This window comes from Chamaesiphon sp. VAR_48_metabat_135_sub, assembly GCF_031418915.1.
Classification (GTDB): Bacteria; Cyanobacteriota; Cyanobacteriia; order Cyanobacteriales; family Chamaesiphonaceae; genus Chamaesiphon.
In genome coordinates this window covers 1-14,933 of the sequence record NZ_JANOJV010000017.1, presented here as the reverse complement: position 1 = coordinate 14,933, position 14,933 = coordinate 1, and the positions used below count along the sequence as shown (strand labels likewise).

The 14,933-nt window shown below is 46.1% G+C and carries 18 protein-coding genes; 5 read left to right on the top strand and 13 right to left on the bottom strand.

Annotated elements, in window-relative coordinates:
* The 5 genes from RMO55_RS00790 to RMO55_RS00770 all read right to left on the bottom strand — a co-directional run.
* The coding region (locus RMO55_RS00790; protein WP_310422016.1) for a tryptophan-rich sensory protein at positions 1-770 on the bottom strand (770 nt) is incomplete at its 3' end.
* Positions 771-911: 141 nt separating this feature from the next.
* On the bottom strand, positions 912-1,616 hold the full coding sequence (locus tag RMO55_RS00785; RefSeq protein WP_310422013.1) for a Coq4 family protein: 705 nt from the start codon (positions 1,614-1,616) through the stop codon (positions 912-914).
* 451 nt (positions 1,617-2,067) lie between these two features.
* A complete protein-coding gene (locus RMO55_RS00780) occupies positions 2,068-2,655 on the bottom strand; it encodes a hypothetical protein (RefSeq protein WP_310422010.1) in 588 nt (195 codons plus the stop codon).
* Between the two features lie 266 nt (positions 2,656-2,921).
* The gene (rd, locus tag RMO55_RS00775; RefSeq protein ID WP_396134141.1) at positions 2,922-3,119 is read right to left on the bottom strand and encodes a rubredoxin; all 198 of its coding nucleotides are present in this window, start codon (positions 3,117-3,119) and stop codon (positions 2,922-2,924) included.
* Positions 3,120-3,170: 51 nt separating this feature from the next.
* Entirely contained in the window at positions 3,171-3,671 is a 501-nt protein-coding gene (locus tag RMO55_RS00770; protein WP_310422006.1) for an orange carotenoid protein N-terminal domain-containing protein, read from the bottom strand.
* Between the two features lie 159 nt (positions 3,672-3,830).
* On the opposite strand from RMO55_RS00770, the gene RMO55_RS00765 reads away from it, so the two are divergent.
* The gene (locus RMO55_RS00765) at positions 3,831-4,298 is read left to right on the top strand and encodes a nuclear transport factor 2 family protein (RefSeq protein WP_310422004.1); all 468 of its coding nucleotides are present in this window, start codon (positions 3,831-3,833) and stop codon (positions 4,296-4,298) included.
* Positions 4,299-4,381: 83 nt separating this feature from the next.
* Here the strand turns inward: RMO55_RS00765 and RMO55_RS00760 are convergent, their stop codons facing one another.
* Complete coding sequence (locus RMO55_RS00760) at positions 4,382-4,909, bottom strand: DUF3891 family protein (RefSeq protein ID WP_310422001.1); 528 nt, start codon at positions 4,907-4,909, stop codon at positions 4,382-4,384.
* Positions 4,854-5,108 carry a DUF3891 family protein gene (locus RMO55_RS00755; protein ID WP_310421998.1) on the bottom strand — a complete coding sequence of 85 codons (255 nt, stop codon included), beginning with the start codon at positions 5,106-5,108 and terminating at the stop codon, positions 4,854-4,856. Before RMO55_RS00755 ends, RMO55_RS00760 begins: the two co-directional genes overlap by 56 nt.
* Positions 5,109-5,338: 230 nt before the next feature.
* Between RMO55_RS00755 and RMO55_RS00750 the strand changes: the two genes are divergently transcribed.
* The gene (locus RMO55_RS00750; RefSeq protein ID WP_310421996.1) at positions 5,339-7,600 is read left to right on the top strand and encodes a PAS domain S-box protein; all 2,262 of its coding nucleotides are present in this window, start codon (positions 5,339-5,341) and stop codon (positions 7,598-7,600) included.
* A 103-nt stretch (positions 7,601-7,703) separates the two neighbouring features.
* Here RMO55_RS00750 and RMO55_RS00745 read toward each other — a convergent pair whose 3' ends face one another.
* The 4 genes from RMO55_RS00745 to RMO55_RS00730 all read right to left on the bottom strand — a co-directional run bounded on the left by RMO55_RS00745 (position 7,704) and on the right by RMO55_RS00730 (position 9,589).
* Complete coding sequence (locus tag RMO55_RS00745) at positions 7,704-7,910, bottom strand: acetyltransferase (RefSeq protein WP_310421993.1); 207 nt, start codon at positions 7,908-7,910, stop codon at positions 7,704-7,706.
* Positions 7,911-8,110: 200 nt separating this feature from the next.
* The gene (locus RMO55_RS00740) at positions 8,111-8,563 is read right to left on the bottom strand and encodes a hypothetical protein (RefSeq protein ID WP_310421990.1); all 453 of its coding nucleotides are present in this window, start codon (positions 8,561-8,563) and stop codon (positions 8,111-8,113) included.
* Between the two features lie 208 nt (positions 8,564-8,771).
* Positions 8,772-9,146, bottom strand: a complete 375-nt coding sequence (locus RMO55_RS00735) for a photosystem I reaction center subunit IV (RefSeq protein WP_310421987.1) — start codon at positions 9,144-9,146, stop codon at positions 8,772-8,774.
* A gap of 146 nt (positions 9,147-9,292) precedes the next feature.
* Positions 9,293-9,589 carry a hypothetical protein gene (locus RMO55_RS00730; RefSeq protein WP_310421984.1) on the bottom strand — a complete coding sequence of 99 codons (297 nt, stop codon included), beginning with the start codon at positions 9,587-9,589 and terminating at the stop codon, positions 9,293-9,295.
* Between the two features lie 213 nt (positions 9,590-9,802).
* Between RMO55_RS00730 and RMO55_RS00725 the strand changes: the two genes are divergently transcribed.
* The 3 genes from RMO55_RS00725 (at position 9,803) to RMO55_RS00715 (ending at position 12,425) form a co-directional block, all read left to right on the top strand.
* Positions 9,803-10,291: a DUF4351 domain-containing protein gene (locus RMO55_RS00725; RefSeq protein WP_310421981.1), complete on the top strand. Its 489-nt coding sequence runs from the start codon at positions 9,803-9,805 to the stop codon at positions 10,289-10,291.
* A gap of 267 nt (positions 10,292-10,558) precedes the next feature.
* Positions 10,559-11,350: a transglutaminase family protein gene (locus RMO55_RS00720; RefSeq protein WP_310421978.1), complete on the top strand. Its 792-nt coding sequence runs from the start codon at positions 10,559-10,561 to the stop codon at positions 11,348-11,350.
* Between the two features lie 244 nt (positions 11,351-11,594).
* A complete protein-coding gene (locus tag RMO55_RS00715; protein WP_310421976.1) occupies positions 11,595-12,425 on the top strand; it encodes a DUF4351 domain-containing protein in 831 nt (276 codons plus the stop codon).
* A gap of 116 nt (positions 12,426-12,541) precedes the next feature.
* On the opposite strand, the gene RMO55_RS00710 is transcribed toward RMO55_RS00715, so the two are convergent.
* Positions 12,542-13,315, bottom strand: a complete 774-nt coding sequence (locus RMO55_RS00710) for an amidase family protein (RefSeq protein WP_396134142.1) — start codon at positions 13,313-13,315, stop codon at positions 12,542-12,544.
* Positions 13,316-13,705: 390 nt separating this feature from the next.
* The coding region (locus RMO55_RS00705; protein ID WP_310421973.1) for an efflux RND transporter permease subunit at positions 13,706-14,933 on the bottom strand (1,228 nt) is incomplete at its 5' end.

Sequence of the window (14,933 nt, the reverse complement as noted above, 5' to 3'; positions counted from 1 at the left end):
CGTGAACTCGATCGCGGCAACATCACTATAGTTAGCATGGCGATCGCTAATAAGCCACCGAGGGCGATCGCTGGGTTGTTTAAATTGGCGATCGTAATCCCCCCAATTGCCCAAATAATTACGCCGCCGAAAGCTCGATCGGCATAGACACGAAGTAGTATTAATGCCAAACCCACGCTAATCGCCATCATCAACAGCGTCCACAAACTGGGAGATAAAGGCGCACCTTGCCAGCCAAAACTATCCAGGGTAGAAGCGATATTAACGATCGTCGCAACGCTAATCCAACCCAGATAGATACTAAAGACACTCGGTACCCAAGTGGGATGGGATCGACGAAGATTTGGTTGCGACGAATGGAGGCTGCGATAACATTTAATTAATGACCACACAATGCCCAGCATTACTAATGAAGACAGAATCATTTGTTGATACAAAAATAACAAAATCCACGCAGACTGTAGCAGAGATGCCAGCACGATCCAAGGGCGAGTTTGTTGCAAGGGCAGATTATCAGCACGACGGTAATCTAGTTGATAAAAGCCAAAAGTAATTAAACCAATATAAATCACGCCCCAGATAGCGAAAGCATAGTTTGCAGGGATGATTTTAACATTAGCAAAAACTGTATCTGATAATTTAGCGATCGTGACTCCTGTAGGTGGAAACCAATTAGTCAGGAAATTCCAAATAATAGCAAATGCAATTGCTGCTATTGTCGCTATTTGCCACCGCGATGGCTGTTGGGTCGATGTATTGGGTGTATTCATGGTAATTAATATTTATGTAAATATAAGGGTTTTTAGATAATTTTAATTAAGTAAAAAAATGCAAAGACACGACGCAAATCTAGTTGAGTTGAGCCGTATAACTTATGCTTGAGATTGAATAGTTTGGTATTTTTTTGATAATTAATCAATGCTAGTCAACAGGCGATGCTCTTCCAGAGCGTCTTCACTAACGAGTGTAATTCCTAATTTCGATCGCCATTCACTGAGAGATTTATCCCAATTGTCCTCCCACTTTTGGGCTAATAATGGTTGAGCTTGTAAACCCATCCGGTAGCCACGAGAAATATTATCGAGTAACTCATCGAGTTCGTCTGGTGTTTGGAGTAAACATTTGAGAAAACCACCAGCAATCAAAATCCCCGCCATTGTCCGCCGCGTTTGGGCGAGTTCAAAAGCTTTCAATCCCAACTCTCCAGGCACATTAGTCGAAAATCCCGTCACGACATGCCAGATATCGTGGGTCTGTCGCAAGCGTAATAATAGATAGCTAGTATCATCTTCCACAGCCATCGGGCGATAAAAACCTGGATCGAAACCAGCAGTGTGAATATAGTTAGCATAGGCATATCCGAGCGAATCCGGCGGATATTGCAACAATTTGGGGATATCTGGGGCGACGGCAAGATAGCGTTCTGCTGCTAAACCAGCAATCTCTGGCTGTGCCATCATCTGGCGAGTAGCTGCTGCCATTGCGGCACTATGTTTCATGCCATCTTCGATATCATAAACAGAGTCCGTTTGTTGAGGATCTCTAATTAAAGATAGAGCACCTTTGAGAACGACTAATGTATCTAGGTTAAAGCGACGTAAATCGTGGAATTTCATAGGATTTAACGTTTAATTAGGATATCGATCTTGCCAAAATTTGATTAGGCACCATCTTTATCTGGTGGCGCAGTAAATTAAGATTGGGAGTAATAGTAGATGCAGTATATTTTACCAATTTGGTGTGAAGATCGGAGTCAAATTGTAACCCACATTCCGCTAGTCCAAGCGATTCTCCACGGGAGAGGCTTCTGCTGAGGCAAAGGCTTCTGCGCAGGCAGACGCTTCTGCGCAGGCAGACGCTTCGCGAACGCGAACGCCAACGCCAACGCCCTAAAAAGGCTAAATAGATAGAAAGGTTGCTATGAAGCGATTGTATATCTTATTATTTTTTAGCCGAACGCGCAAGCGCACCCCCAAGGGTGGTCGAACTAGCGGAATGTCGGTTGTAATTTGCTGTAGACTCATCGTTTAGGATTAGATTTACCAGATCTAAAACAGTGTTTTTGAACTAATTTGTCCCAGCGTCAGGGTTATTCGGTGAGGGGGAACTATCGCTTGCCGCAGGGGAAGGAGTCGCCACAGGAGAAGGAGTCGCCGCAGGGGTGGAACTTTCTTTTTCAGAACTTTCCTTAGGCTGATCTGACTTCGCCGGCGTGGCAGGTACTACGGGTACAGCAAAAGGTTTAGGCACTTCAATTACTTTCGTTGCACCTGGAACTAGAACAGGCGTGGGGACTTTGACTACTTTCGGCGGGGCGGCTGGGGCGGTTTTCTCGATCGTTCGCTCGATAATCTTAGTTTCTTTTTGAGGGGCAACTGGTGCGGCAACAGGCGCAACAGGCGGGTTATTAATAATAGTTGTGGGTGTCGGCGCAGGCTGTCCCCAGTAGTAGTAAGCTGCACCTAAACCGACTAAAGTTGCCAAGATGCCGCCTATAGCTAAACCGCTAGCAGCACCGCTGTTTTCGGCGTTACGCTCTCGCTGCTGTAGCTCGTTTTCTTTCCCCTGACCTTGAGTATATCCCTGTTCGTAGGATCTCTGCTCTGGAGTTAGGGGGGGATTGTTGATGTCTTTTCTGTCTTCAGGGGTAGGCATTTGGATCTCCGACTTATATATGTGCGCTCTACCTGAGATCGTATTCGATCGACCCTATCCCTGTACTCTACTGAAAGGAATACCTATAAATATTAGTTTCTCATCCTAAAGTTGCAATTTCTGGGGGATAAAATTGTTTGCAAAGATATACCCTACGATCATAGGATCGTAGGGTATGATTGCGCTCGATTCTCTTTTAGAGAGGCTCCGCCAACGACTTAATTCTTTCTAAAAATGTTCTAATGGAAAGCACGCGATCGACGACTCTACTCACCGACGGGAACAACCATCCCAGGCATTGGTGCGTCCTCTGGCTCAAAATCAGTCTTTTTGGCACCGCAGGTTGGGCAAACCCAATCATCAGGCAATGCTTCAAATGGAATGCCTGCTTCAACTCCTGAATCAGGATCGCCAACGGCGGGATCGTAGACATGTCCGCATGTTTTACAGATATACTTTTGCATTTTTGACTCCTAAATAAAAGAAAGGATCGAAAGTAGTTTTGAGTGTTAAGATTACAGTCCTGTAGCAGGATCGTGAGGGCTAGAGCTAGGATCGACTCCCATCCCTGCAACTAAATCCCGTAACATCGTAATCTGTTCGGCATGTTCGAGTTGTTGGAGTTGCTGTAAGCACTGAGCTGCTTGAGCTTCGAGGGTATAGTTATCTGGCATCGGAATAATTTCAGTCCGATCCATACCCTGTGCCAACAAGTACCAGAACAATAATTTTGTGGTATCGCTTAATGCACCATACTCGCGGCTGACTAAGTTATTTTTATGCTCTACGAGATCGCGCTGAACTTGTAACTGTTCATCGTGGCTCATTTCGGCTACTTGTTTGAATAGTCCTTCTGCGATGGCTGGGGCGGCGGTGCTAGCTCCAGGTGCCGCAGGGGTAATCGATTTACCAATTTCTTTGTAGATAAACCACAATAATCCAAGCTGTTGGTCTGTCGATAAAGCGGTGAAAGCCGAAGCTAATTCAGGGCTTATATTTGAAGTAGTAGTTGCCACAGGAAATATCCTAATTCGTCTTCTCTACCATACCGATCGTTTAGATCGATCGAGACTCACTTTGGGAGGATATTGCGATCGATCTAAAGACAGATTGAAATAAATAATATTTGTGATTTCATAGATAGATTAGGACTTTAAATTATTAAACTTAGATCTATGAAAACCACTATTTCAAATAACGTATCTACATCATCAACAGAGCCTTTAATTCTGAAGATTGATATTCAGGGTATTCACGAGCCAATTATTTATGAATACTTTGCCAGATTGAATAATGGTGAATTTACCGCAACCGCTGAGTTATTTGCAGCACAAGGGTGTTTGAATCCTCCCTTTGACAAACAGCTTCAGGGTAGAGAGGCGATCGCTCAATACTTAGAAAAAGAAGCTAAAGGAATAAAATTCTTGCCAGAGTATGGAGAAATACTAACGAGTGTTGGCACAGCATCTTCTCTAGACAGTTGCGATCGCACTCAATATCAAATTCAAGGTAAAGTAGAAATAAACTGGTTTACCGTCAATATAAGCTGGTCGATGCAGCTCAATAGTGCCAAAGAAATTATGCTGATCGAAGTAAAATTGTTAGCCGATCTAGAGGACTTATTAAGCTTTAGCCGCATTTAATTCTTGGAATCGATCTATAAAGATCCGAGTCGAAATGCTTACCAATTACTCGACCTTGCAAACAGCACTTTACTCAGAGATGTTTATTTAACAAAAGTCCACTGGAGCGAGCTTATTGCTGCATGTTGCAACGATTCAACCAATTCTTGGTTGCTATCAAATTTCATCTGGGTGGGATAACAAGCATCAACATGAATCGTAAATTTTTCAGCTCTAAATGGCCAGGGCTTGACGCTGAGAGTCTCGTCAGAGCGTTTCAAAATATCGTGACGCTCTCCAGTTGGCCCTTTAGCTATTTCCAGCACTCTTTCTCCTTCAGGAATCTGCTTTTGACATAAGATCAGCGATAACCTGTCGCAACATTGCAACATTGCATAGGCTTTTTCGGCATCAACTTTCTTGACTTTTAAGCTTTTTCGCCAAGCTGTTTGTAGCTCGATTTGTCGATCTAAGAACTCATCAAGTTCGGGAATTTCGCCATATTTTCCTTGACTCAAAAAAGTCATGTGCATTGAAACCAACAGTGCAACCCATCGCCCGCGATAGCGCGCATCGTCAATATGCTCGTACAGTGCTGGAATCGATCCACAGCCGCCCTCCGGTAAAGTCAAATGGGGCACCTGCTTTAGTTAAACGATCGCCTTGCCATTCGCGCTCTAAGTCGTCATGATGGGCGATTGCGGCGATCGTTTCTACCAGATGAGCTGTATCATCAGGCGTGTGCCAATGACCCGCAATTTGGGCGGCAAGTAGTGCATGAGCGCGATGATAAATAATTTCCCAGCCGTTAGTTGTCAGGTTGGCAATCATGGCAATTTATTTACTTTATAAATAGCATCGCAAAATTCTCTTCAAATAACGTCTTTCTAAAGATAGATAGATCGATCGGTCAATTCTTAAATTTAGTAGTGATTAACTTCGATCGATTCAGGAGTCTAGTAAGATAGACCTATGGTATCGATTCCCCTAAGGAAAAGCTACCCCAACGACTGTGCCAAAGAGTCAATATTATCCATCACCGGAGCTGATTGACATCTACTATGACGAATCCAACCTATACAGTGCTGATTGTTGACGATCTGCAAACACACCGAGAGCTATTTGGGCATTTCCTCCTGACTGATTCGAGTTGTGATTACCGCATATTGGAAGCGGAATCGGTGAGGGCGGGGATAGAATTGCACCGGATCTCTACGGGAGAGGCTGCGCCAACGAGCAAAATTGATGCGATTCTACTGGATTATTCGCTCCCCGACGGGGATGGACTGGATTTTTTAACGAAACTGCACGCTCAAAGTAATGGAAATAGTCCGCCCGTGGTGATGGTAACGGGCAGAGGTGATGAAAACATTGCGGCGCAAGCAATTAAATTAGGCGCACAGGACTATATAGCTACGTTTGACCTGACTCCAGCGCGATTGCAGTCAGCGGTTGCTAGTGCGATTGAAAATGCCCGCTTGCGGCTCCAAGTACAGCAGTCTAACGATCTATTGCGGGTATCGTTAGACATGATGCTCGATCGCTTTGGTATCTACTCGGCAATACGGGATACCGCAGGGCAGATTATTGACTTCCGGTTTGAATATCTCAATGCAGCGGCATTGGAGAGCAATCAGATGACTGCCGCTGACATGGATAGAGGGCTGTGTGAGATGTTTCCGGCGCAGTGCGAGACGGGATTGTTTGAAAAGTACTGTCAAGTGGTCACAACGGGCGTACCGCTGATCTTGGATGATTCGATTTATACCGATGTATTTGGGACGCAACTGCTGACCAGATCCTATGATACCCGCATCAGTAAATTAAATGATGGATTTGTGGCTGCTTGGCGGGATGTAACTGTTCAAAAGCAAGCCGAGCATGAGCGCGATCGATTCTTCGATTTATCGATCGATCTGCTGGCAACTGGAAATTTTGCAGGATATTTTACTCGCCTCAATCCAGCGTTTGAGCGAGTTTTGGGCTTCACGAGTGCCGAATTAATGGCACAACCTTTTTCATACTTCGTTCATCCTGACGATCTCGAACATACAATTTCGGCTGCAAATGGGTTGAGTTTAGGTACGATGGCGGTCGATTTTGAGAATCGCTATCGTTGTCAAGATGGTTCGTATCGCTGGTTGTCGTGGACTGCTACGCCATCGATTGAGAGTAAATCATGGTATGCTGTCGCACGGGATATTACCGATAGCAAACGTGTCGAAGCCGAACTCGAACAGATCGCCGCAGCACTGCGGGCGAGTGAGTGGAAATTTAGTGCTATTTTCAACCAAACTTTCGAGCGAATCGGATTATTGAGTCTAAATGGGATTGTACTGGAAATTAATCGATCGGCGTTAGACTCGTTTGCGCATTTGGGCTACGCTCAATACTCCGAAATCATCGGCAAAGAGTTTTGGGAAACGCCGTGGTGGAAGCATTCGCCGCAATTACAAGCGCAACTCAAAACCGCGATCTTTGAGGCAGCCAACGGGCAATTTATCAACTATCAGTTCCAATTTCCCGCTCCCAGTGGCGGTCAGATCGTTCTAGACTTTTCGCTCAAACCCGTATTTAATGAGATCGGTCGAGTTGTGACGATCGTTGCCGAAGGGCACGATATTACCGATCTCAAGCAGATCCAAGCTGCTCTAGAACAGCGCAACCAAGATCTGGATAGCTTTGTCCATATTGTCTCTCACGATCTCAAAGCACCCCTGCGGGCAATTGCTAATCTCTCCCAGTGGATTGAAGAAGACTTAGAGGGAGAGATATTGACCGAGATCCAGCCCCAACTAGTCCTATTGCGGAGCCGCGTAGCTCGGATGTCCGCGACGATCGATGGATTGCTCGACTATGCTCGGATTGGTCGATCGAATGATAAAATTGAGCCTGTCTGTGTGGCTCAATTGCTAGCTGAGACGATCGATTCCCTCGCGCCACCGCCGACATTTTCGATTTCAATTGCGCCAAATCTCCCGACGCTCAATACCAAACGGCTATTTTTATCCCAAGTATTTGCTAACCTGATTGGCAACGTGATTAAACATCACGATCGATCTGATGGCTCAATCCAGATTTCTTGCCAAGAATGCGGCGGTTTTTATGAATTTGAAATCGCCGATGATGGCCCAGGCATTGCACCAGAAAATCATGACAAAGTTTTTGCGATCTTCCAAGCAGTGAATCCTCAAAATAGTCCAGACAGTACGGGAATTGGACTTGCAATTGTCAAGAAAATTATTGAAACCGAAGGCGGCACGATTCGATTAGAGTCCGAACTAGGTCATGGTACAACGTTTTATTTTACTTGGAAACGATGATTTATTTTAGAGACAAACCCTGAAAATTAAGGTAGGGGCAATTCATGAATTGCCCCTACCTTAATTTTCAGGGTTCACAACGCAATTTGGCAAAATAACCGCATCAATTTCGATAATTTGGATCGATCCAACAGCGTGGTAAATCTTCTCCCGATGCAAATGTTAAATCCTGCTTGGGGAAAGGTTGAATGTCTTGTTCTTCTTCCCCTTCTTGAATTCTTCCCTCGATCTCATTGCGGAGCGGATTGAATAAAGTTTCCAGATCTGTAATTTTAATTAGCGTGTCAGAACTTTTATTTTGAAGAAACATTTTGACCTCTTTATTTACGATATTGCTGTTTAATTAAATTGCTGCGTAGATCTTTACCCCACCCCAGCCCTCCCCTTTGCAAGGGGAGGGAGTAGAGCCTCCCCCTTTCCAAGGGGGGGTTGGGGGGTAAGCCCGTATACGTGGTAGCTTGTCCCAGGGGGATTTCTAGGGTTTTCCCCTTGTGATTTAATCCACGATCCTTAATACCCCTTTTTAACTGCCGACTCCACATCATCCTTAAATGAATTCGCATTTTCCTTCACATTTGCAAATCCCTTGCGGGTGCCTTTTGAGATACCATCTGCGGTTTCTTGAGCAGATTGACGTACACTGTCAGCAGCATCTTCAACTCTTTCTTGAATTCCCTTATTGTCGAAGTCTTTTTTAACTTGCTGCAATGGATTTGTGTCTTTTCGCGCCAAATCCTTAGCTTGTTTTATCGATCGATCGACTTTGCCATCTACTTTAGAAGTATCGACGCGCGGATCGACATCACTATAGTTATTCATGCCACCAACTTCTGGCGTAATTGGCTTGTACAGCTCAGTAATTTTGCCTGGAGGTGGATTGTCTAAATTTGTTTTGGAAACTACCTCAGAGCCGTTGCAGGCAGTAGTTGTAACTAAAAGTGCGATTGCTAAAAAACTTAGCACAGCTTTATAAAGTGATTTTAGTTCAAAAGATCGCAATGTGCTTTTTATTGCGTTGATTAAGTTAGTCATTGTTGGTGAAGCCTATGATTATTACATCTCGATCGTATCAAGGCTCACTCACTAACTGCCAGTACCTAAAGATAGATTCCTCACTCTATCAAAAGATAGATAATTGGCGGGGCAATTAATCAATTGCCCCGCCAATTATCTATCTTGATTCTGTTCCTTGATTAGGCGCGCCTTCAACAGTTGGATCGTCTACGGCTGCGGATTCGGGATCTGCGCCTGGGCGAACATCTGCCTTCATATCACCTTGCCCCGTGCGGCGGGTGGCTGGCTCGATTGTCGTTTGCTTACCTCCAGGCGAGGCAGTCGATTTAGATTTGGCAGTTGGGGCGGCTGTTTCTTGCAGCTCGTGCAATCCAAAGTTATTGGTATTGACACCTGCATAATTGACTTTATCAAACCGGACAATTACGGGATATTTGATGCCACTCTTGTCCATTGCTGCCACAGTACCTTCTTCCCGAAACCAGTACGATTCTGGTCGAAGAATCCGCACTTTAGACCCACGTTCAATCATGAGATTTTCCTCAGTAATGTTGTAGCTAATCGATGTTGGTGACAATAGCAGACAAACTACCGATTCTCCGATGGAGAGGCTACGCCAACGAGCATCTACGAAAAGGTAGATAAATTAGTTGAGGATTTTATTTTTAAGGTGTGAATTTAGCGGCGGTGATATCCACCATCATATTTGTCATAATTGCGTCGAAAAGAATATTTGCGGCGACGGCGTTCTGCTTCACGTTCGCGTTCTCGCTCTAGCTCTAACTGACGACGACGCTGTACTTCCCAACGGTTGGAGTATTGTGGTTGTCCGCCGATTTTTACAGTAATTTGGGCGATGTCTCCCGTCGATCGTTCCACGGCTAAAGGGGTAATATTTGTTGCTGCTTGAGACTGTGGTGCAATTGAGATCGCGGTGAGTAACCCGATCGCTAATGCGGTAAATTTTGACATCATAAAGTCCTCTTTAAGTAATAAATTAGTATTTACCAAACAATGATGATCTAGGTTTTGATTCAGGATTGTTCTATACTGCTATTTTATTACTTGAAATCCTATTTCTACCTCGATCTAAAGTCACGGCCTAGGAGTAAAATAAGCTAACTATAGTAATAGATTAATCTGCTCTAAACATGACAAAAGTAACGATCGATCTCCATACTTTTGTCAATGAAGACGGCGATAATTGTCATCCATCAGTTACCAAGGACACCAGCAACTATATGGTTTAGACTGATGGGTAAGGGAAGAGTGCAAGAACGCGCGATTGCTGAAGTCGCAGCATTACCAGCAGACGATCCTTACCGCCAGAATGCCCTAGATTTGTTGGGAAATCTGAAAGTTATCTTGGAAGCTAGAGCCACTATTGAACCAGAGGAGCAGGAGTTAATTATGCAGTTATCGCCACTATATTTAGAAAAGATTCAAGCGGCTGAATTGGTTGGTGAAGAGCGGGGTCGCCAGATTGGTGAAGAACGCGGTCGCCAGATCGGTGAATCCGAACTCATTCTGCGACTATTGAAGAAGCGGGTTGGCGATATTTCACCAGCAGTTCAAGCGGAGATTAAGGCTTTACCGTTGGCGCGGTTAGAAACGTTGGGTGAGGCTTTGTTAGATTTTACAGGTGCGATCGATTTAGAACGATGGTTAGCAGCTTAAATTAGGTGAAGGCTGTGTAATCGATTAGTTACGATGTTCGTATCGAATATGGATTGAATATTTCAAATTGTGAGAATCGGGGAGGCGAAGAGATGCCCGATAATTCTAACCGATCGTTGCGTTAACGCTGGGGTTGTTGGGTTTCGCGGTGCTCTCTACCCAACCTACAGGGGGTAATCCCATTCTAGAGCCAGGTAGTGCCGCCCTTCCTGCCGCTAATTAAATTATCCTAGTAGATAATCTGCTGATCGTATCCACACCGAACCCATGAAACTAGAAGTAGGATGTCATCTCAAATTTGAGGCGATCGAACCCACGCCACTAATCCTGATGTTAAAAGCTCGCAGTGGCGATAGTCAATGGGTGTTGCGAGAGACTTATTTGCTAGAACCTTTTGTCCCTGCTAGGGAGTATACCGATGTGCATGGCAATCTCTGTCAGCGATTGATCACTCCAGTCGGCACATTTGACATTCGCACCGAAGCATGGGTTGAGACGAGTGATACGATCGCGATCGCACCTGGCGCACCGATGACCGCGATCGAATTTGTGCCCGATTGGATTTTGCAGTTTTTATTACCCAGCCGCTACTGTCAGTCAGACCAGCTATTCGATCTCGCTACGGAAATCAGCGCGGATCATGCGCCAGGATATGACCAAGTAGCCGCAATTCGATCATGGATTCACGATCGCATCAAATATCAGTATGGCACTAGCAACGCCTCTACTTCTGCCCTCGATACCGCCCAGCAGCGGGTGGGAGTCTGTCGGGATTTCGCCCATCTCGGCATCGCTTTATGCCGCGCCTTGGATATTCCGGCGCGGATGGTGGCTGGCTATCTCTACCAATTAGAACCAATGGACTTACATGCCTGGTTTGAAGCCTATTTAGATGGCCGGTGGTACACCTTTGACGCTACCCAACCAGAAGCCCGTGGTAATCGCGTGGCGATCGCCTATGGACGCGATGCTGCTGATGTTGCTCTCACCACTCAGTTTGGTGCCGTCGGTTGCTTGAATCTAACTAGTATGGCAGTTTGGGTCAAACCGATGATTTAATATGGCAAATAGCTGAATTAGATCGTTCGATCGTAGACACAACCATAGCAGTCGCCAAGGCGGTTAGGGCACTTTTTTAATGGTATCGCTGAGGACAGTTCGATCGATTAAAATAGGTACACAAATTTAGTTTGCTGATGACCCGATTTCCCCACGACCAGTTTGCCAAAGACTTTCTGGAATCTTTGCTACCCCACTAGGTCAAGTACAAACGTCCCTCAAAATTAGCGGAGAAGTCCGCGAAATGGATGTGTTCTTTACCCCCGATCCCAATTTAGTCCCCGCTTCAAATTTGGGGCTACTCAGTCAGTGTGCCAGTACTGCGGCGGTGTTTGAACCTTATCGCAGTTCGGTCAAGGTGCCCCAGGTGCGGGCTTGTATGTCCAAATTGTTCGATTTGCACAGCCATCTGATTCGCGAAGCCAAACGGCAAAATCGCCCCGAATTAGAAGACGATAAGTTACCGATGTTATGGATTTTGACACCCACTCTCTCAGCAGAACTGCTAGAGAGTTTGGGAGCCAAATTAGATCTCGAAACTTGGGGCGAGGGCGTATATTTACTAGCTCCAGCCTTGAAGACGGGGATAATTGTCATCCATCAACTACCAAGGACACCAGCAACTATATGGTTTAGACTAATGGGTAAGGGAAGAGTGCAAGAACGCGCGATTGCTGAAGTCGCAGGATTACCAGCGGGAAATCCTTACCGCCAGAATGCCCTAGATTTGTTGGGAAATCTGAAAGTTATCTTGGAAGCTAGAGTCACTATCGAACCAGAGGAGCAGGAGTTAATTATGCAGTTATCGCCACTATATTTAGAAAAGATTCAAGCAGCAGAATTGGTTGGTGAAGAACGCGGTCGTCAGATTGGTGAAGAACGCGGTCGTCAGGAGGGTCGTCAGGAGGGCGAATCCGAACTCATTCTGCGACTATTGAAAAAGCGGGTGGGCGATATTTCACCAGCAGTTCAAGCGCAGATTAAGGCTTTACCATTGGCGAGGTTAGAAGCGTTGGGTGAGGCTTTGTTAGATTTTACAGGTGCGATCGATTTAGAACAATGGTTAGCAGCTTAAATTAATTGAAAGTTGCGTAATCGATTAGTTACGATGTTCGACTAGACAAGACTCGATCGCTGGCGCAGAAGGCAAGCCGTTCGCATTCGCTTCAATAGCCATTTGGCTGACGGAAATCACCAATCGCCTGCTACATCCATCTCTGCAATAAATAGATCGCGTTTCGTCAAAGTCTGAAAATACCCCCGCAAACTAGGATTCAACATTTTGGGGAGAAAACGACTGTAATTGCCCAGGTAATGCAGTTTTTTATCGCCTTGAGTGGCATTTCGCCACAATAATTCGGCACTATGCCGCAGATTATAGAGATCTGCTGGTTGAGCATAGCGATTCAAGTAAGCTGCCATTAGTCCGTGTAGTTCAAAAATTTCTGACAGGTTGAAATTCGGCGGCATCCAGCGATTCAACTGGGCACCTGCGACAGTTAACTTTTGGGCACTCGCCACCATTGCTGATTTAATCTCATTTGTCACGGGGACTTCTGCCCATTCATCACTCCAAGCAATTTTGAGATCTGGTAAAGATTTGCCTGAAGGTGTATCCAGTGGCACTGGTGGCACATCAAGGCGACGAGGATCTGCACCCGCAACTATTTCAAAGCAGAGTTGGAGATCGGCGATCGATCGAGCCAAGCAACCCACCGTCATCATTTGACGCAGACAAATTGGCATTCCTGGTGTTTCAGGAATCGCGCCCGCTGTAGAAATCCGCCGATCGGTAGGCTTCAAACCATAGACACCACAAAAATGAGCGGGTTGACGGATTGAACCGCCGAAATCATTTCCTAAATCCAGTGGAGAAAGTCCCGCAGCTACCGCCGCAGCACTTCCCCCAGAACTGCCGCCTGGTGTATATTCCAGATTCCAAGGATTATTTGCACGCGGAAACAGAGAATTGGTGCTTTGATCCTACCGACATTCAGCAGGTTATTTAGGACAAAAAATAATATTGCCGAGAAGAAGCTCCAAGAAACTCTAGATCGATCGTAATTTTTCGAGTGAATAACATCAATATATCCCGTAGTGTAGGTTGGGTTGAAGAATGAAACCCAACACCACCAATGTCGATCGTGTCTGGTACGCTAGGCGATCGAATATGAATTGAATATTTAAAATTGTGAGAATCGGGGAGGCGAAGAGATGCGCGATAATTCTAATCGATCGTTCCGTTAACGCTGGGATTGTTGGGTTTTCTCCTATGGGTGACGGCAACAGCCTTTTCACAGATCTAGACCCCCGACTTCTCCAAGAAGTCGGGGGTCTGGCAATCGCAAACGTTAGTTAAGATTTTCGACCAGATAAGACTCGATCGCGTGTTCGTGCTGCTAGGGTGATAATCCCCGTATCCCGACTGAAAATGTCGTGGAGGAGAACATAGAAGCAAGGGATGATAAACAGCGTCAGCAGGGTCGCTAGGGTCAAACCAGAGAAGACGACGATGCCTAATGGCTGGAGAAATTCTGACCCTTCGCCGATGCCTAAAGCGAGGGGAAATAGTCCTAATACGGTGGTAATTGTGGTCATCAAGATCGGGCGCAGGCGTTGGGGTGCAGCGGTGATGATGGCGGTGTGTCGATCTACTCCGGTTTCTTCCCGAATTTGGTTAGCTGTTTCGATCATAATAATCGCATTGTTGACGACAATCCCGACGAGGAGGACTGCGCCGACGACTACGGTAATTCCCAGCGCGGTTTGAGTGATAAATAAGCCCAAAATGCCACCGACTAGAGCGAGGGGGACAGTCAGCATAATCACCAGTGGATCGACTAAGGAGTTGTACTGTACTGCCATGACGACGAAGACCAGAAAGGCTGCTAAACCGCCCAGGGAGAACAGCGCGGCTTGAAGTTCTTGATTAGTTCGCCCAGCATAACTAGGGAGTAATGTCACACCGTCGGGTAAATCGAGGGTAGAAATCACTTGTTGCACTTCTGCTAGTGCTGCGCCCAGACTCGCCCCCTTATTTAAGCTACCCGCGATCAGGAATACCGGACGCTGATCGATTCGCTGAATTTCGCCTGGAGCCTGTCCCTCGGTAATAGTAGCAACATCGCTCAACCGCACCAGGGCGTTATTAGCGACAAATAGGGGCAGTTGTGCCAATTGGGAGGGCTGTTTGAGTAGATCCTGGTTTAGTTGCACCCGCACATCGACTAGCCGCTCTTTGCGCTGCAATTGGGTGGGGACAGAACCTTCGATCGCGGTTTGAATTGTATTACCAATAGTTTGAGTCGTTAAGCCCAGAGCATTAGCACGCTCCCAATTGGGGCGAATTTGGACTTCTGGCTGGCGATCGTCAGCATCGGGGCGGAAAGCGGATAATTTGACTCGATCGTCTAGAGCAGCCAGGACTTGCCGCCCTGCTTGGCGGAGGACTTCGGCATCTTGCCCCTGAAGCACGACATCGACCTCCGCCCCGCGTACGGGGGAGTTATTTAAGGTCAAACCGCGCACGGAGCCTGGGGATACCCGCACCCGAATTCCGGCTAAATTGAGCTTGTTCATCTCC